Origin of the sequence: Dactylosporangium sp. CA-139114 (assembly GCF_050955725.1) — a bacterium.
GTDB lineage: Bacteria > Actinomycetota > Actinomycetes > Mycobacteriales > Micromonosporaceae > Dactylosporangium.
Window position 1 is genome coordinate 3540336 of sequence record NZ_CP192080.1, and the last position, 17346, is coordinate 3557681.

General features: G+C 72.6%; 18 protein-coding genes and 1 riboswitch. Of the genes, 6 read left to right on the forward strand and 12 right to left on the reverse strand.

Features of this window, described 5'->3' with window-relative positions; translation table 11 throughout:
- Positions 1 to 2 precede the first annotated feature (2 nt).
- The 3 genes from ACQP2P_RS16055 (at position 3) to ACQP2P_RS16065 (ending at position 1878) form a co-directional block, all read left to right on the forward strand.
- Entirely contained in the window at positions 3 to 269 is a 267-nt protein-coding gene (locus ACQP2P_RS16055) for a superoxide dismutase (protein WP_433616859.1), read from the forward strand.
- A 98-nt stretch (positions 270 to 367) separates the two neighbouring features.
- The gene (locus tag ACQP2P_RS16060; RefSeq protein ID WP_433616861.1) at positions 368 to 1066 is read left to right on the forward strand and encodes a hypothetical protein; all 699 of its coding nucleotides are present in this window, start codon (positions 368 to 370) and stop codon (positions 1064 to 1066) included.
- Positions 1063 to 1878: a cobalt transporter gene (locus ACQP2P_RS16065; RefSeq protein ID WP_433616863.1), complete on the forward strand. Its 816-nt coding sequence runs from the start codon at positions 1063 to 1065 to the stop codon at positions 1876 to 1878. Before ACQP2P_RS16060 ends, ACQP2P_RS16065 begins: the two co-directional genes overlap by 4 nt.
- On the opposite strand, the gene ACQP2P_RS16070 is transcribed toward ACQP2P_RS16065, so the two are convergent.
- The gene (locus ACQP2P_RS16070) at positions 1875 to 2213 is read right to left on the reverse strand and encodes a hypothetical protein (protein ID WP_433616865.1); all 339 of its coding nucleotides are present in this window, start codon (positions 2211 to 2213) and stop codon (positions 1875 to 1877) included. The genes ACQP2P_RS16065 and ACQP2P_RS16070 overlap by 4 nt on opposite strands.
- Before the next feature lie 324 nt (positions 2214 to 2537).
- On the opposite strand from ACQP2P_RS16070, the gene ACQP2P_RS16075 reads away from it, so the two are divergent.
- Positions 2538 to 3692: a HoxN/HupN/NixA family nickel/cobalt transporter gene (locus tag ACQP2P_RS16075; protein ID WP_433616867.1), complete on the forward strand. Its 1155-nt coding sequence runs from the start codon at positions 2538 to 2540 to the stop codon at positions 3690 to 3692.
- A 258-nt stretch (positions 3693 to 3950) separates the two neighbouring features.
- Positions 3951 to 4979 carry a hypothetical protein gene (locus ACQP2P_RS16080; protein ID WP_433616869.1) on the forward strand — a complete coding sequence of 343 codons (1029 nt, stop codon included), beginning with the start codon at positions 3951 to 3953 and terminating at the stop codon, positions 4977 to 4979.
- Here the strand turns inward: ACQP2P_RS16080 and ACQP2P_RS16085 are convergent.
- The 8 genes from ACQP2P_RS16085 to ACQP2P_RS16120 all read right to left on the reverse strand — a co-directional run bounded on the left by ACQP2P_RS16085 (position 4930) and on the right by ACQP2P_RS16120 (position 13352).
- Positions 4930 to 5829, reverse strand: a complete 900-nt coding sequence (locus tag ACQP2P_RS16085; protein WP_433616871.1) for an ECF transporter S component — start codon at positions 5827 to 5829, stop codon at positions 4930 to 4932. The two genes, ACQP2P_RS16080 and ACQP2P_RS16085, sit on opposite strands and share 50 nt — an antisense overlap.
- Entirely contained in the window at positions 5826 to 7427 is a 1602-nt protein-coding gene (locus tag ACQP2P_RS16090; RefSeq protein WP_433616873.1) for an ABC transporter ATP-binding protein, read from the reverse strand. Before ACQP2P_RS16090 ends, ACQP2P_RS16085 begins: the two co-directional genes overlap by 4 nt.
- On the reverse strand, positions 7424 to 8551 hold the full coding sequence (locus tag ACQP2P_RS16095) for a CbiQ family ECF transporter T component (protein WP_433619146.1): 1128 nt from the start codon (positions 8549 to 8551) through the stop codon (positions 7424 to 7426). The genes ACQP2P_RS16090 and ACQP2P_RS16095 overlap by 4 nt, the downstream gene beginning before the upstream one ends.
- A gap of 5 nt (positions 8552 to 8556) precedes the next feature.
- Complete coding sequence (locus ACQP2P_RS16100) at positions 8557 to 9417, reverse strand: hypothetical protein (protein WP_433616875.1); 861 nt, start codon at positions 9415 to 9417, stop codon at positions 8557 to 8559.
- On the reverse strand, positions 9414 to 10805 hold the full coding sequence (locus tag ACQP2P_RS16105) for a cell wall anchor protein (protein ID WP_433616877.1): 1392 nt from the start codon (positions 10803 to 10805) through the stop codon (positions 9414 to 9416). Before ACQP2P_RS16105 ends, ACQP2P_RS16100 begins: the two co-directional genes overlap by 4 nt.
- Before the next feature lie 90 nt (positions 10806 to 10895).
- The gene (locus tag ACQP2P_RS16110) at positions 10896 to 11372 is read right to left on the reverse strand and encodes a hypothetical protein (protein WP_433616878.1); all 477 of its coding nucleotides are present in this window, start codon (positions 11370 to 11372) and stop codon (positions 10896 to 10898) included.
- Between the two features lie 23 nt (positions 11373 to 11395).
- Positions 11396 to 12451 carry a peptidase gene (locus tag ACQP2P_RS16115; RefSeq protein WP_433616880.1) on the reverse strand — a complete coding sequence of 352 codons (1056 nt, stop codon included), beginning with the start codon at positions 12449 to 12451 and terminating at the stop codon, positions 11396 to 11398.
- A gap of 353 nt (positions 12452 to 12804) precedes the next feature.
- Positions 12805 to 13004, forward strand: a riboswitch (cobalamin riboswitch).
- Positions 13005 to 13142: 138 nt separating this feature from the next.
- Positions 13143 to 13352: a hypothetical protein gene (locus tag ACQP2P_RS16120; RefSeq protein WP_433616882.1), complete on the reverse strand. Its 210-nt coding sequence runs from the start codon at positions 13350 to 13352 to the stop codon at positions 13143 to 13145.
- A 142-nt stretch (positions 13353 to 13494) separates the two neighbouring features.
- On the opposite strand from ACQP2P_RS16120, the gene ACQP2P_RS16125 reads away from it, so the two are divergent.
- Positions 13495 to 15456: a hypothetical protein gene (locus ACQP2P_RS16125; RefSeq protein WP_433616883.1), complete on the forward strand. Its 1962-nt coding sequence runs from the start codon at positions 13495 to 13497 to the stop codon at positions 15454 to 15456.
- Positions 15457 to 15577: 121 nt separating this feature from the next.
- Here the strand turns inward: ACQP2P_RS16125 and ACQP2P_RS16130 are convergent, their stop codons facing one another.
- The 3 genes from ACQP2P_RS16130 to ACQP2P_RS16140 form a co-directional block, all read right to left on the reverse strand.
- Positions 15578 to 16780: a hypothetical protein gene (locus ACQP2P_RS16130; protein WP_433616885.1), complete on the reverse strand. Its 1203-nt coding sequence runs from the start codon at positions 16778 to 16780 to the stop codon at positions 15578 to 15580.
- 121 nt (positions 16781 to 16901) lie between these two features.
- A complete protein-coding gene (locus ACQP2P_RS16135) occupies positions 16902 to 17078 on the reverse strand; it encodes a hypothetical protein (RefSeq protein WP_433616887.1) in 177 nt (58 codons plus the stop codon).
- Positions 17075 to 17308, reverse strand: coding sequence for a hypothetical protein (locus tag ACQP2P_RS16140; RefSeq protein WP_433616888.1), 234 nt, complete (start codon positions 17306 to 17308; stop codon positions 17075 to 17077). Before ACQP2P_RS16140 ends, ACQP2P_RS16135 begins: the two co-directional genes overlap by 4 nt.
- Positions 17309 to 17346: the final 38 nt, after the last annotated feature.

The following is a 17346-nucleotide window of genomic DNA, read 5'->3' on the forward strand; positions in this document are numbered from 1 at the left end:
GGATGAGCGTACCGTCGCCGGCCCGCACGGCCGAGGCGGTCCAGCGCGCCGCCGGGGTCATCGCCGCACGAGCGCGCGGTGACCTTGGCGGCGCCGAGGCCCTCCTCGCCGCTTTCGCCACGCCCGCCGACCAGGCCCGCGCGTTCTGCCTCCTCGCGGAGCTCGCCCTCGGCCTGGTCCGCGCGCAGACCGGCCAGTCCATGGACGACCTCGTCCAGGAGCTCACCCTGCTCATCGAACACGCCCCGGCCGCGCCGCCGGCCGGCTAGCCCGTCCAGATCCGGCCGTGCACTGTTCACGCGGCCGACTGTTGCCGATCACCGGCCGCACCCTGCGCAGGTGCGGGCCGGTCGACAGACTCACTGCCGTGTTACGCATCGGCATTCGCCCGTTCGCGGCGGCCGTCGCCGTGCTCGTCGCCGGGGCTGTGCTGCTGCCGGCCGGCCCGGCCGCGGCGCACCCGTTCGGCGACCCGCAAACGGTGGTGGTGACGCTCGACGCGCAGCGGCCCGACGTCGTCCACGTCCGGTGGCGGGTCGGCGGCCCGGACGACCTCACGCTGCTCGGCGTTTCCCTCGGGCTGCTGCCCGCGAACCGGGTGCAATCCGACGGCACCGTCGACGTGCAGGCCGCAGATCCGGCCGTCATCGCCGCGTCCGACCGGTTCACCGGCTACCTCCTGCAGCGCATCACCGTCACCGACGGCTCGGCGCCGTGCCCCGGCGCGGTCGCCCAGCCGATCGACTTCCTGCAGCTGAAGGGCGCGACCACCGACTACACCTGTCCCGGGCCGGTCGCCACCGCCACCGTCGCGGTGCGGATGCTCACCGACCTGAACCCGGCCTACAAGACCCTGGCCACCGGACCGGGCGGCCAGCGCGCGGTCTACCAAGGGGCTACCGACACCCACGCCTGGACGCTGGTCGGGGCACCACCAGCAGACGGCGCCGGACTGGGCCGCAGCGCTGCTGTGCAACTCGCGGCCGTGCTCAGCGGGCTGCTGCTCGCCGCGGCCGCGGTGGTCGTCGTCGCGCGCCGGATGCGCCGCCGGCAGGTGACGGCATGAACGGGCTCACCGCCTGGGCCGCGTCCCTGTCGGACCGGCTCCAGGACCTCATCCACACACCCGGCATCACCCCCCTCGCGTTCGCGGTCGCGTTCCTGGCCGGCGCCGGGCACGCCGTGACGCCCGGGCACGGCAAGACCCTCGCTGCGGCCTACCTGGCCGGGTCCCGCGGCCGGATCCGCGACGCCGCCTGGCTCGGCGGCTCCGTCGCCGTCATGCACACCCTCTCGGTCCTCGTCATCGGCGTGGCCTGGACATTCCTGTCACTGTCCAGCCTGGTGCGGATGGAACAGCTCACCACCTGGCTGCAGATCGCCGCCGGCGTCCTCGTCCTCGCCACCGGCATATGGATGCTGCGCCGCCACCTACGCGGCCACGAACACGACCACCATCACCACCATGCCCATCTGCACTCGCACGGTCATCCGCACGACCACAGCCACGACCGTGACCACGGGCATGATCACGATCACGGGCCAGCGAAACGGCCCGGGCTGCTGCTGCTCGGCATCTCCGGCGGCCTGACCCCGTCCCCGGGCGCGTTCCTTGTCCTCGCCACCGGCCTGTTCCTCGGTCGGGGCGGGTTTGCGCTGCTGCTGGTCCTGACGTTCGGCGTCGGGATGGCCGTCGTGCTGTTCACCGTGGGTGTCCTCGCCGTCGCCGGCCGTACCTTCATCACCCGCAGCGCCCGGTCGCGCACGGCCCTGCGGCTGGCCGGTCGGGTCACGCCGGTCCTCGCCGCGGGCGGCATCACCGTCTTCGGGGCCGGTCTGGTCGCCGTGGCCGCGGTCCACCTTGCCGCAGTCGGCTAGCCCGACACCTGGGCCGGCGCGACCGGCGGTAGTTCGCCGGCCAGGCCGGGCAGATACCCGCCGAGCGCCCGCCACAGCTCGGGAAGCCCGGCGAGCGCGGTGGCCAGGACCTCGTCGGTGCGGCGTAACCAGGCCAGATGCCGCAGCGCATGCGTGGCGACGGCGTCGCGGCAGACCACCGGCGGGCTCGGCGCAGCCGGGTCACCGGAGCGGGCGATGCCGTGCGGCCCGAGCGGGACTGCATCCGGTGCCGGTACGGCGTCGAAGACCGCCACGTAGGTGAGCACCACGGCCTCGTCGGTGTAGCGCCACGAGGTGGAGTGCAGAATCGTCAAGGGTGGCGGCGCCCAGACAGGCTGAGGACCATCGCATTGGGCGCCGCCCTGCCCGACCGGCACGGCCACCGGCCGAGCGTCCACGAGCGAAGCCGCCAACGCCGCGGCCGCCGTGTCCGGATGCACGCCCGCGGGCAGCTCGCCGTCGACTGGCCGGTAGTACACCACCCCGTCGCGCGGCCCCCACGATCAGCACCTCGACCCGGAGCCGGCCGCGATCGTCTCGCTTCACCACTGCCACTGTGAAGCATTTGCCAGTAAGTTGCAACAGTGCGGCAGTGGTCGGCTGCTCGCGTTCGCTCCTCGTCTTCAAAGAAGGTGCCCATGGGTTCCCCCGACACCATGGCCGTCGACGGGTCCGGGCTCACCCGGTTCCGGCGCAGCCTCACCCGCGCCGACTGGCGCTCCCTCGGCGGCATGACCGCGTTCATCGTCCTGCTGCACGTCATCGGCTTCGGCGTGCTCTTCGGCCTCGTCGCCCCGGAGCACTTCGCTCTCGGCGGCGACCACCCGGTCTTCACGGTCGGCGTCGGCCTGCTCGCCTACACCTTCGGCCTGCGGCACGCGTTCGACGCCGACCACATCGCCGCCGTCGACAACACCACCCGCAAACTCATGGCCGACAACACCGGCATCCCCGGCACCCGCAAGCCGCTGTCCGTCGGGTTCTGGTTCTCCCTCGGCCACTCCACCATCGTCTTCGCGCTCGCGTTCCTGCTCTCCGTCGGCGTCAAGACCCTCGCCGGGCAGGTCGAGAACGACGACTCCGAACTCCACTCGGTCACCGGCGTCATCGGCGCCTCCGTGTCCGGGCTGTTCCTGTGGATACTCGGCATCCTCAACCTCGTCGTCCTGCTGGGCATCATCCGCGTCTTCCGCCGCATGCGCGCCGGGGACTACGACGAGCAGGCCCTCGAGGACCAACTCAACAAGCGCGGCTTCATGAACCGCATCCTCGGCGGCCTCACCAAATCCGTCCGCAAGCCCTGGCACATCTACCCGATCGGCGTGCTCTTCGGCCTCGGCTTCGACACCGCCACCGAAGTCGGCCTCCTCGTCCTGGCCGGCGGGGCGGCCGCGTTCAACCTGCCCTTCTACGCCATCCTCGTGCTGCCGATCCTCTTCGCCGCCGGGATGTGCCTCATGGACACCATCGACGGCGTCTTCATGAACGCCGCCTACGGCTGGGCCTTCGCCAAACCCGTCCGGAAGGTCTTCTACAACATCACCATCACGTCGATCTCCGTCGCCGTCGCGCTCATCATCGGCACGATCGAACTCATCGGGGTCCTCGCCGAGCAGGCCGGCATCACCTCCGGGCCCCTGGCGGCGATCGCCGACATCCCGCTCGACTACGCCGGCTACGCCATCGTCGGGCTGTTCGTTGCCGCGTGGGTCGTCGCGATCGCGGTCTGGAAGCTGGGTCGTGTGGAGGAACGCTGGTCTGCACGGCTTGCCGCGCCGAGCGACAGCACCTGAACCAGGCAGCACCTGGCTCCAGCAACGCGACGCGCCTAGCGCTGGCCACGAGCCTGCCGAGGCGGCACATGGCCGCTGCCCTCCGTCCTCACCCGGTGCGTGGGTGGGAGGACGGCGCGCCGCCCGTTCGTGTCCGGCCGGCGAAACTTGTCGTACCCCCGCTGTAAGGTGACCCGCATTCGGGACAGCCCACGCGTGCGGCTGGCGACGGCCGCCCCCGCGGCTGTCGGCGTTGTAGCTGGTCGAAGGATGTTCGCTGTGCAGACGGACTTTCCGCTGGTGGTCGTGGGTGATCCGGGCCGGGCCGCCGAGTTCGTGCCGCTGGCCCACCGATGTATGACCGAGCTGGCGACGGCCCTGCACCTGCCGGGTATCGCGATCACAGTTCGGGTGGTCGACGACTTCGTCGCCGCGGTCCTCGACGCGGCGGCCCGCGGCGAGCTACCGAACTTCGGCAGCTACGACCCGGAACGGGTCGGCGGGATCGCCGCGGCCAAGAACATCGTGATGACCGCGGACGGGTCCGTGGTCGAGATCATCGTCGACGCGGGTCTGCTGGCGGATCCGGACGTCACGCCCGGGCATCTGCTGTGGCTGCTCCTGCACGAGTTCATGCACCCGGTGTCAGGCCGGCTCCGCGCGACCTGCGGGACCGATCTCACCACCTCGCCGAACAGCCGCTGCGCCGAGGCACGGAAGATCGCCTACCGTGCCCTCGAGGAACTGCGCTGCGACCGGCTGGCCGGCGCCCTGCTCACCCAGACCGCCACGGTCACCCTCGACGACGGCACCACGCAGCCGCTGACCCTGGCTCGGCTCAACGACCTCGGCTACACCCTGTCCGTGCACGCGGCCCTCGACGACCGCGTCTACCCGGGCTGGCCCGACCTCGTCGACCAGTACCGCACCTGGCAGATACCCCTCGAACAACTCTGGAACGACCTCGTGCACGCCACCGACGGTGTCATCAACCTGCTCGGCCGGGCTCAGGCCGAGGTCGAGTCGATCGGACACGCCAGCGTCTTCCGCGGCGTCGAGGAGCATCCCGCGGTCCGGCTCTACCTCGGCCCGGTATGGCAGCAGGTCACCGACGCGCTGGCCAGGCAGCCCGCCCTCGCACCTGCCACGGCCTTCGGCGACCAGGAACAGCAGGCCCTCGACGTCGCGGAGGCCGCCATCCTCGACCTGTGGCAGCGCCTCGGCGTCGAGGTCGCCGTCACCGACGCCGGCATGCGGCTCAACGTGGCTGCACCGGCCCGGGATGCGGTCCAGCACGCTGTGTCGTGACGCTGCGGGGGTCCGGGCCGGTCTCAGCAGGGGACTCTGTGGCTGGATCGGCGGTGTTGCTGAACGCGACGGGCGCGTCGAATGCCGCACGCCCGGCGGCGCGGCGCAGTGTGGCGAGGACGGCGGTGCCGAGGACGGCGACGGCGAGGCTGTTGGTGATCGCGCGGCCGGTGTCCCAGCCCAGCGATGAGGTGGTGATGGTGAACAGGACGAAGCGGTGCAGATTGTCGAGCAGCGGGGCGCCGGCGATGTAGGAGAGCTGGGTGTCGGCGGCTGGGCTGAACGGCCAGAACCACATGTTCATGCAGAACCCGTACGCGTACGCGGACACCGCGGCGTACCCGGCGAGGAGCGCGATCTCGGCCCGGCCGGTGATGCGGCGGGGGAGGAGGCCGGCGCCGAGACCGACCCACGAGGCGGCGAGCATCTGGAACGGCAGCCACGGCCCGACGCCGGCGGTGAGCAGCGCGGACGCGAACAGCGAGGTGGAGCCGAGCAGGAACCCGAACCCGGGCCCGAACACCCGCCCGGCGAGGACGAGGAGGAAGAAGACGGTTTCGATGCCGGCGGTCCCGGCGCCGAGCGTCCGCAGCGCCGCGTTGATCGCCGAGAGCACGCCGAGCATCGCGACAGCCTTCGTGTCGAGGCCGCCGCCGGTCAGTTCGGCGACCATGACCGCGACCAGGACGGGCAGCAGGACGATGAAGATGAGGGGTGCTTCGGCGGTGCGGGCGACGGCCTCGGGCTGGGCGGGGACGAACAGCGGCCAGAAAAACGCCGTCAGCCCCGCCGCCGACGCCAGGGCCAGGACGACGGCGGCGCGGGCCCGGATCCGTACGGGCCGGCTCACGACAGAGCCTCGGCGACGTCGGCGACGGTGAGCCACGGGGCGGGGTGCAGGATCTTCGCGACCTGCGGGGCGAAGGTCGGCGAGGCGGCGACGATGTCGGCGGCCGGGCCGTCGGCGACAATCTCACCCTGCGCCATGACCACGACCCGGTCGGCGAGGACGGCGACGAGCTCGACGTCGTGGGTGGCGACCACGACCGCGGTCCCGGCCCCGGCCAGGCGGCGCACGATCGCGGCGAACCGTTGTTTGGCGGTGTAGTCCAGGCCGCGGGTCGGCTCGTCGAGCAGCAGGACCGGCGGCGCGGCGGTGAGCTGGATCGCGAGGACGACGGCGAGGCGCTGGCCTTCGGAGAGGTCGCGGGGGTGCCGGTCGCCGGGGATGCCGGGCGCGAGGTCGTCCAGCAGCGCCCGGCAAGTGCCCGCCGGGGCGCCGGATTCGTGATCGGCGGCGGCGCATTCGGCGGCGACGGTGTCGAGGTAGAGCAGGTCGGCCGGGGTCTGCGGCACGAGGCCGACCCGGCGGCGCGCGACGGCCGGGGCCAGCTGCGCCGGGTCGTCGCCGCCGACCCGTACGGTGCCGCGCTGCCGTGGGCCGGACCCTTGCAGCGCCCACAGCAGGGACGACTTGCCGGAGCCGTTGCGGCCCATCAGCGCCACGACCTCGCCGGTGTGCAGGTCGAGGGTCACGCCGGCGACGGCGACGTGGCGGCCGTAGCGGACCATGACGCCGTCAGCGTGCAGGGCCACGGGCCGGTCATTGCCCGTTGCCCGGGCCGGCGGCTGCCGGTCGGCGAGACGGGCCCGCAGGCCGGCGGCCTGGCGGCGGGCGTCGCGGACGGACAGGGGCAGCGGGTCCCAGCCGGCGAGGCGGCCGAGCTCGACGATCGGCGGTGCCACCGCGGCCCCGGCGAGGACCTCGGCGGGTGGCCCGTCGGCGACGGTGCCGTCGCCGGGCAGGTAGAGCAGCCGGTCGGCGTAGTGCGCGACCCGTTCGAGGCGGTGCTCGGCGACCAGGACGGTGATGCCGAGGTCGTGCACGAGGCGGGTGATCGCGGCCAGGACGTCCTCGGCTGCGGCGGGGTCGAGGGCGGAGGTGGGTTCGTCGAGGATGACGACGCGGGGGTGGGCGGCGAGGACGGCGCCGATCGCGACCCGCTGCTGCTGCCCGCCGGACAGCGCCCGCAGCGGCCGGTCCCGCAGGTCGGCGATGCCGAGCAGGTCCAGGGTCTCCTCGACGCGTTTGCGCATGGCGGGGGCGGGGACGGCGAGCTGTTCGAGGCCGTAGGCGAGTTCCTCTTCGACGGTGTCGGTGACGAAGCCGTGCAGCGGGTCCTGCCCGACGTATCCGACCAGGTCGGCGAGCTCGCGGGGCGGGTGGATGCGGGTGTCGCGGCTGGCCACGACGACCCGACCGGCGAGGGTGCCGCCGGTGAAGTGCGGGACCAGGCCGTTGACCGCGCGCAGCAGCGTCGACTTGCCGGTGCCGGTGGTGCCGGCGACCAGGCACAGCTCGCCCTCCCCGACGTGGAGCGTGACGTCGCGCAGCGCCGGCCCGCTGGCGCCGGCGTAGGTGATCGTGACCCGGTCGAAGTCGATCACGCGGTCACCTCGGCACGATCGCGGTCAGCGACCGGGGCGGGCTCGGCGGGAGTGCCGGCCTGTGGGGGCGGGGTGAGCCAGGCCGGCGCCGCGGCGAGGACGACGGCGAGAGCGGGCAGCACGCCGAGCTGCGGCCAGGCGAGGGGGCTCAGCGACGGGTAAAGGTTCGCGGGGTCAACCGCGGCGGACGTGAACAGCAGGGCTCCCGCGCCGATGCCGGCGAGGGCGGTGACGGTTTCCGGGAGCCGCCACGGGTCGGGCCGGTACCGCGACCGCTGGACGCGCCGCCCGCCGAGAAGCAGGCCCGCGGCGGCGACCGCGCCTCCGGCGGCAAGCAGGGGCAGGCCGAGCGGGCGAGGGGTGGTGGCGTCGAGGAGCCCGTAGACGCCGACGCACACGCCGAGCAGCCCACCCACGACCAGAGCGCCACCGGCGAGCCGGATCGGGCGGGGGGTGCTGCCGGCGCGGGCGTAGCCGCGGGCGTCCATCGCGGCGGCCAGGGTCAGCGACCGGTCGAGGGCGTCGGCGAGAACGGGCAGCAGGATCGCCCGCAGCGCCCGGACACCTTTCCCGGCGCCGCCGCGCAGCCGTCGTGCACGGCGGACCCGCAGGACGCTCTCGGCGAGCTGCGGCGCGACGGACAACGCGACGATGACCGCCGTCCCCGCCTCATACAGTGCGGCGGGGACGAGCTTGAGGAGCCGTTTCGGGTTGGCGAGGGCGTTGGCGGCGCCGAGACACACGAGCATGGTGGCGAGGCGGAGCCCGTCGTAGAGGCCGCCGAGGAGCTCTTCGGCGGCGACCGGCCCGAACAGCCGGATCCCGGCGGCCCACGCCGGGAGCGGGACCCCGGGCAGGGTGACCAGGATGTGGGTGCCGCCCCCGCCGCCGAAGACGATCCGGAACAGCAGCCGGCTGGCCACGATCAGCCCGCCCAGGATGAGGTAGAGGCGGAAGGCGAGGGCCCACGGCGCGTCGGAGCGGCGCCGGGCGACGACGATGCCGGCGGCGGTCGCGATGAGGGCGAGAATGATCGGGTTGGTGGTGCGGCTGGCCGCGGTGGCCAGGCCGAGCGCCCACAGCCACCACGCCCCCGGATGCACCGCCCGCGGCAGCACCACCATCACCTTCACGTGTCCGGTCCGGCGCGGCGGCGGCGCCACACCGTGAACCCGCCGACCGCGGCCAGCACGACGAGCAGCCCGATCCCGGCGAGGGTGCCGACGGGCACCCCGGCCGCGGTCCGCACCGCGTCCACGTCCCCGGGCGGGGCGCTCGCCGGCGATGGGGCCGTCGCGGTCGCCGTCGCCGCCGTGGCGGAGGCGGACGGCTGCGGGCCGAGCGCGGTGGCGGTATCGCTCGGCGCCGGTGTGGACGCGGCCGGCCCCGTGGTGGCGGCGGGGGTCGTCGGGCCGGGGCCGCGGGTCGGTCCGCTGGTGGCGCCACCGGTCGACTGGGGTGGGCTGGTGGTGGCCGGCGGGGGTGGGGGTGCGGGCCGGGTGGGGGTGGCGCCGGGGGTGGGGGCGGTGCCTTCGGTGTGGTTCTTAGAGAACGACCAGCCGTCGAAGGAACCTTGGGGTGGGGTGCGGTTCTTGACGCCGAGCTGGCTGTAGGTCCAGGTGCCGCCGTTGGGGGCGTGCCAGTAGGACCAGTAGGCGGTGGCGGGCGGGGTGTCGATGCACGGTTCGGTGGCGGCGGTGGGTTTGCCCTCGATGCGGCAGATGAACGCCAGCCCCCAGCGGGTGGTGCCGGCGACGGTGAACCCGGCATGCTGCAGCGCGGTGAGGCCGCTGTCCTGGGCGCCGGGGGCGCAGCGGATGACCACGCCGCCGCCGAGCTCGTGGAAGTCGACCACCACCGTCACCCCGGAGCTGTCCGGGCAGTACCCGGACGTCCCCGCCATCGCCGGAGCGGCGGGCACGGCGACGCCTGCTGCGGCCGCGACGAGGATCGCGGCCGCCGCCCGAAGGAGGAGGAGTGGGCGGGTCATGGGGTGCGGCGCCGCCGCGCCACGACGACGAGCACGATGCCGGCGGCGAGCAGCACGATCGCGAGGGCGACGATCCGCACGATCGGGTCGCCGGTGACCGGCAGGTTCCCGCCCGGCGCCGTCGTGGTCGCGGTCGCCGTCGGGGATGCGCTCGACGCGGACGCCGACGGTGAGCTGCTCGCCGACGCGGTGGGCGACGGGCTGACCGTGGCGCTCGCCGACGGGCTCGGCGACGCGGACCGTGACGCCGACGGGCTGGCCGAGGCGGACGGTGATCCGGTGCCGGGTTTGCCGATGTCGCCGAGCGGGATCTGGACGAGGGCGAGGAGGGCCTGGGCGGTGGCGCGGCGCCACTGGTCGCGGGTCATGTCGTCGATCGCCCCGGCCGCGAACGCGGTCGCGGAGTAGGCGAGGGCGCCCTTGTCCGTGCCGGTGGTGAGCTGAAGCGCGGCGACCCACGTGGCGGCCTTGCCGGCAGCGGTGGTCGCGCCGGCGCCGGCGAGGGCTTCACCGGCGAGGCCGGTGCTGTTGCTGTTGGCCACCGACGGCAGGTTCGGATCGGGTTGCTGCGGCCCGTTGACGAACGAGCCGTCCGGCGCCTGCTTCGCCTCCAGCCAGGCAACACCCTTCGCCGCCGCGGTGGCGGCGCCGGGGGCGAGACCGGCGGCGAGGAGGGCCTGTACCGCGATCGCGGTCGAGTCGACGTCCGGGACGTCGTCGCTGCTGCACGCGGTCCCGGCCGGGTCGGGGTTGAGCCGGAACCCGCCGGCCGGGCACTGCTGCCGGATCAGGTAGGTGATCGTGTCGGCGGGGGCGCCGCCGGAGCGGGTCAGGCCGAGGATCGCGAGGGACTGGTCGAAGGTGTTGGACGCGTCGCCGCCGTACACCTCGGGGGTGGTGTCGCGGACCCGGCCCTGGTGCGGGCCGGACGTGGCGATGAGGGCGCGGGTCTGGGCGTCGAGGTCGAGACCGCCGAAGTGTTTCGGGTCCCGCCCGGCTGCCTCGGCGGCGAGGAGGAGTTTCGCGGTGGAGCCGGCGTCGACGATCCGGTCGAGGTCGCCGTCGCCGTCGCCGTCGCCGTCGATCTCGTAGAAGGAGAACGCGGCGGCGTTCGCGGCGACCTGGTCGGCGACGTGGTCCGCGACGGCGGGGGCGACGCCGGTCGCGCGCAGGGCGAGGAGGGCGTCGATGGTGAGGCCGATGTCGGGCATGCCGAAGTTGGTCAGCACCCCGTCCTCGAGCTGGGTGGTCAGCCACGTCGCCGCGTCCCGGGCCGCCGCCTGCTGCGCCGGGCTCGGCGCGGCGAGAGCGCCCGCGGTGGCGGCGAGCGCGGCGGTGAGCGTGGCGGCGAGGACGGCAGCGGCGCTGCGGGAGGGGCGCGGACGCATGTCGAGGGGTTGCCTTCCCGGGTGGGGCCGGGGATGCGGTGCCGCGGCAGGTCGTGCCGCGGCACCGCGCCCGGGTCGAATGGGTGATGGTCAGGGGGCGGTGATGGAAGGCTGTTGGCCGGAGCCGAAGCGCCAGCCTTCGACGGTGCCGATCGCCGGGTTGTAGGAGGAGGCGCCGAGGCTGCTGTAGGTCCAGGCGCCGCCGGGGGTGGCGTGCCAGTACGACCAGTACGCCGAGGCGGGCGGGGTGTTCACGCACGGCTCGGTCGCCGCGGTCGGCTGGCCGTTGATCCGGCACACGAACGCCAGGCCCCAGCGCTGGGTGCCGGTGACGGTGAACCCGGACCCGGTCAACGACGCCAGCCCGGTCGCCGGGTCACCGGCGAAACAGCTGGTAACGACGCCGCCGCCGAGGGAGCCGAAGTCGACGACGACCGTCACGCCGGTCGACGGGGCGCACGCCGCGGCGTGCGCCGCCAAGGGGGCCGGTTCGGCGAGCACGAGGGCCCCGGTGACGCCGAGGGCGGCGAGGGCGGTGGACAGGGCGCGGCGCAGGGTAGACCTCATCGTCCCTCCAACATGGACAGTGGTCATGGGCAGGCCAGCACGGGCGCGGCCGGGCGGGCCCCGGCGGCGGACAGGGTCGCCAGCCCGGACCCGGTGAGGCCGGGGACAGCCTGTGCGGTGGCCCGCACGGCGGTGGCCGGGTCGAACCCGGCCGTCGTGTAGGCGATCGCGCCGCGATTGGCGGCGGGGCCGGTGCAGCGGACCTGCAAGGTCAGCAGGAAGCCGCGGGCCTTCAGCCAGGCGACGGGCCGGCCGGCGACGGCGAGGGCCTGCGCGGCCAGACCGGTACTGTTCGCGTTCACCACACCGGAGCCGTTATTGAAGGAGCCATCGGCGGCCTGCTTCGACACCAGCCAGGCGATCGCCGGGGCGGCGTCGGCGGGGCGGTGGACGGCCAGGAGCGCCTGCACAGCCAGGGCGGTCGCGTCGACGTCGCTGGTGCAGGTGGGCTGGTCGAAGTAGAGCGGGTACCCGCCATCCGCGCACCGCGTGCCGGCCAGGTAGGCCGCGCCCGAGGCAGGCGCCCCGCCGGTAGTGCGGCCCAGCGTGAGCAGCGCGAACGCCTGGGTGAACTGGTTGCTGTAGTCACCGAACGCGGACCGGTCCGAGAACCGGCCCGACGGCGCCTGCAGCCCGCGCAGCCGGGTGATGAGGTCGACGCCGCCGAACGCGGCCGGGTTCCCGCCGCGCACCTGCACGGCGAGGGCGAGCTTCGCGGTGGCGCCGGCGTAGGCCTCGGTGCCGTCGCCGATGTATCCGGTCAGGATCTCCGGACGGGCGAGCCAGGTAGTGGCCTTGGTCGCGTTGGTGTCGGCGACCTTCGCAGCGGCGAACGCGAGGACGGCGTCGATGGTGAGGCCCTGGTCGGGGTAGGCGACGCCGTCGAAGACGACCTCGAACCGTTCGCCGTCGACGAGCTGGCGGGCCAGCCACCCGGCGGCCGCGTCGGGCCGGTTGAGGGTCGGCGGGGTGGCGGCCGCGGCAGGCGCGGTGGCGACGCTGAGCAGGACGGTGGAGAGAGCGAGCGCGGTGAGCACCCCGGTGAGGAGGGTGCGTGCGCGGTGCCGGCGGACTGCCATCAGGCGGTGCCTTTCCGGCCCTGGCAGTCGAGAGAAACCGGACGGAAACGGGATGCCCGGCGGCTCCGACCCGTGGGCCACGACGGGTAGGGAGGTACAGAACCAACGCGCGCAGACAGGTACTCGGGCTCACGACCACCACGGGTGTGCGGGTCGTCTACCGTTGCGGGCCAGCGCCGGACTTCAACCGGACTTCCCCCATCAACGCACGGCTATGCAGTTGTGACCGTCAGTCTGTCGATGTGGCGTCGCGGCGTCAATCCCTACCGACCGGGTGTGGCGATGACGACACGCCGACACGACATCTGGTGTTTCGCTTTCTCGATGCCACCCAGATGCGGTGTTGCCCGCACCTGGTCAGGCCGGGCCTCGGTGAGGTTGGTCGTGGCAACAGGGAACCCGGTGTGATTCCGGGACTGCCCCGCAGCGGTAAGTGGGAACGAACGCCGTCAACGAAGCACTGGACCCGAAGGGGTCTGGGAAGCGACGGTCAGTAGGCGACCGGAAGGTCAGGCCCGCGAGTCCGAAGACCTGCCAGCGCACCGTGCACCCGACCGGGGGTGGGCGGTGGTCGGAGGCCGCGCGGGACGGCCGACGCCAACGGCAGGTGACGGCGTGTGCCGTTCCCCTGCGGCGTCGTCCCTGCAGCTCCGGCTCAGTGGCGATCCGCCCGGCGATGGACGACCCAGAATCAGGCGGCGGTGTCGACGCCGTGGGCCTCGCGCAGCTCGGCCAGGTCGAGGCCAGCCGCTCCAAGAGCGGCGCTCAGGGCGCTCAGGCTCGGCAGATTCCTGGCATCGCCGTCTGGACCGATGAGCCGATACCACGCGATGGCGCCGACGCCGCCGACCTCCACCCGCCATCGGCGATCTCGGGTCTCCCACGCTCCGACCACACCCATGCGCCCGACGCTACGACCGCCCCTGACCTGTGCAAAGGGATGATCGAGAACTACAGCAGTGTGATTCAGCGGTGGCGCACCGACGGGTGAATCCGCGAGCTCCTCCTGGATTCCGAGAGCTGGTAGCCGATATCACGGATTCGTGGTGCACGTGAGGTCCGTGCCGGCCGCCCGGCGGCCGGGGCGCGCAAGCAGTCCGCGGGCGGAGCCGGGCGGACTGGCCGACGTCGTCACCTTGCAGCGGCGGGCCCGGTCGGGCAGCAGCCCGCAGGACGAGCAGGCGCTGTACCAGGACAGCCTGGCGGAGTACACGTGGGCGCGGGACGTCGCCGGGCTGGCGGGGACCACGTTGCAGCAGCTGATCCGCCCGGTGATCGAGGTCTGTGACTTCTACGAGTGCGTGCCGTGGCAACTGACGCCGGGCCGGCTCGATCAGTACTTCGTCGGCCCGGGCCGGCGGGCTCCGGCGACGATGCGCAAGAAGCTGCTGAACATCGACAGCTATTTCGCGTTCCTCGAGCAGCGGTACGCGGGCGAGATCATGCAACGGTTCGGCGCCGCCGTGGTGTCGCCGGTGGACACGTTCAACCGGCCCCGGCATCGCGGCGACTTCGGGCTGCGAGTGCCGCCGTCGCGGCGGGCGATGCTCGAGTTCTTCGCCGCGTGGCGGGCCGCGCTGCCGCAGGCGCGCAAGTACCACGTCGCGGTCCGCGACTACGTGATGGCGAAGATCGCCTACCTGTCCGGGGTCCGTGCGGCCGAACTGTGCGCCGTGCGCATCGGCGACGTGCACTGGGAGCTCGGCCAGTGGGGCCGGTTCGTGGTGCGCGGCAAAGGCGCCCGGGGGTCCGGACCCCGAGAGCGGATGGCGTTCCTGTTCGCCGAGGGCCGGGAGCTGTTGTGGTGGTACGTCGAGCAGATCCGCGGCGAGTTCCGCGACGACCCGGAGGACATGCTGGCGCCGCTGTGGCCGTCCGAGCGACTTCCCGCCGCGCCCGTGGCCGCACGAGCGCACCGCTGGCCGGACCGGGCCCGCCGCGACGCCCTGCGCGTGCTGCGCCTGATCGCGTCCTGGCTCGGGACCGCAGCACCGATCCGCCGCAGCGACGTCGTCAACGCCGCACGCGAGCACCGCGCCGGTGCCGCCGCCCGGGTGGTGCAGTTCCTCGCCACGCACGGCCTGCTGATCGACGACCGGCAGCCACGCACGGACGCGCACGAGCGCGCCGCCCGCCGCCTCCAAGCCGCCGTCCCGCCGGCGTACCAGGCCGACGTCGCCACCTGGACCCAATCTCTGCGAACCCCAGGACCCCACGGCACCCCACCACGGTCCTGGGCTGCCGTCCACATCTACCTGCATCACACCCTGCCGGTGCTGATCGACTGGGCGCCCCTGTTCCCGTCGCTCACCGCGATCACGCGCGACGACATCGACGCCGCGCTCGCCGCCCATCCCCGCGGCTCCATCCAACTCCAGCGCACCGGCCTGCGATCGCTGTTCCAGGCGTTACGCCATCGTCGGCGCATCTTCACCGACCCGACCCGCAACGTCCGCGGCCGCCACGCTCGACCGCTCGTCCGGCCGATCCCGTCCGACCGGCTCCGCGGCCTGCTCGACCGGGTTCCCAACACCATGGCCCGAGCCGTCGTCGCGCTTGTGGCACTGCACGCCCTGCAGGTCGAGGAACTCCGCGACATCCGCCTCGACCACCTCGACCGGGTGCGATGGCGACTCACCATCCATCGCCGCGGCGGCCGGACCCACCACCTCGTGATTGACGAGACCACTAAAGACCTGATCGGCGCATGGTTACGGGAGCGCATGCGGAGGTGGCCCACGAGTACCAACCCGTATCTCTTTGTGACTCGGCTGACCGCCCTCGACCCGCTCAACCCACAAATCAGTCGCACCGCGATCGTGCGCCACTTCCCGCCGCTCGGGCTCGGCCCCGCACAGCTGCGCGCCGACCGCATCTTGTACGAGGCGACCCAGTCAGCCGACCCGCTGATGCTGATGCGTCTGTTCGGTCTGTCGAAAAGCACGGCCATGCACTACCTCGCGGCTGCCGCTCCAGCGCACGGACGTGATCCGATCATGCCGTAGCCACCCCGCGGCACCCATTCGCCGAACCCGACGGCAGGCATCAGCAGCCTATCGATCCGACTTCCCGCGCATCCACAGTGGACTTTCAGCCGGAAGTATGTGTTGCGTTCGCGAGTGGTGGTCAGTTGGCGTGCCGAGCGGCGAGCCGGTCGAAGAAGGTGTTAAGGCGCTCGGCCGTGGAGGAGTGGTCGACGAGGTCGACGCCGCCGAACCGGTAGACCTCGTAGCCGGCCAGCCGCAACTCGCGATCCTCGGCCATCATGTCGGCGTACCGCCGAGGGCTGGCGCGGCCATCGTCGTCGGCGTAGTGGTGCGGACCGTCGCATTCGATGACCACCCGGGCGTGATGGGGCAGGAGCATCAGGAAGTCCATGCGCTGCCGCTGCAAGGGCGCCTGTCCGGGCGGGTACTGGCTGCGGGTGTACGGGTCGTAGTGCAGATACACCTGCGGGATCAGCGCCGGGATGTCCGGGCCGAGGCGGACGTAACGGTTGGTGTAGGTTCGCAGGATCCGTCGCTCGGCGTCGTTGTCGCCGAGCGACGCGTTGAGACGCTGATACAGGCTGAGAGACACATCGTGGTCGGATGCGCCGCCCATGCCCTGCTGCTCAGCCCACCAGGAGGTCAGGTCGCTCCATGTGAGGCCGTGGGCGGGCAGCGGCCGGTCGTACATGAGGCAGTTCTGGACGTTGCCGGTGATCCGCAGGTCGTTGTTGAGAGCGTCGGTGATGACGATCTTCGGCTTCGGGCCGATCGCGGCAAAGATGAGGTTCTTCATAGTCCCGCGGACCCCGGCCCCGATGCGGCGCGGAGCGAAGACCGGAGCGCCGCTGATCGCGGTGACCTGCACGAGCTCGTAGCCATCGTGGACGAGCACACCGTTCACGAAGTCGCGAATCCGTTCAACCTCGTCTAGATCAGTTCGGACAGCAGGGTGCAGCATTTCGGCCAGGAACAGCAGCAGCTTCTCGTCACTGTCGGCCAGCCCGAGCCGGCGATCGGTGAAGACCCAGTCGTCGTCCCAGTCGTCGTTAGCCATGCGGTGCTGCACGAAGTCCTGGAACGCGGTGGTGTAGCGGGAATCGTGGCTCGGCAGCGCCTCGAGGTCGTACAGTCGGGCCAAGAAGTCCGGCTCTGGTAGTGCACCGCTCCAGAAGGTCTGCTGTGGCTCAAGGAACATCCGGCGACCGCTCGGCGCCCGGGCACAGACCTGCGGCAGACCCGCGAGAAGTCGCCGCCGAGTGACGTCGGTGATGGCATTGTCCAGGGCGACGGTGACCTCCGCGACGGCACATGATCCGACCTGTGGACGGCAGCGGACCACGTGGCGTCGGTCGCTGGCCGATGCATCACTTTACGAGATGCGACACAGAACCAGCTCACGGAGACCGATATGGGTCTCGAGGCGGCGGATCGCCTGACGGGAACCTGCGGTACTCGCCACGTCAAAGGTCGAAGTGCGCGATGGGTTCCATCGGGAGGACCCGCAGGATTTCGGGAACCCGTCGCCTTCCGTCGAACTTCAGCTCGTACGACCAGCCGCTGGCGGTCGGCGGCGGCCCTGGGGTGGCCAGCATCGCGGCCACGCGGGCCGGCAGCCCGGTGCGGTCGGACGACGTCATTCGCAGGCGTCGTCCGGATCGGTCAGCCGCGGGGGCGCCTGTGCCAGGGTGAGGTCGCCCATGTCGAGTCCGTGGCGGTGCAGCAGTTCCTGCAATCCGCTGGTGGTCCGCCAGTACTCGACGCCATCCGAGTCGATAGCACGGTTCCAGGTACGCTCGCCGGTGCCGTCGCGATCGAAAACGGCAGATTCGACCCGCCAGCCTGGCGCGTACAGGACCGTGGTTCCCATCAACCCACTTGTTGGTTCGCAATGAACCTGATCCGGTT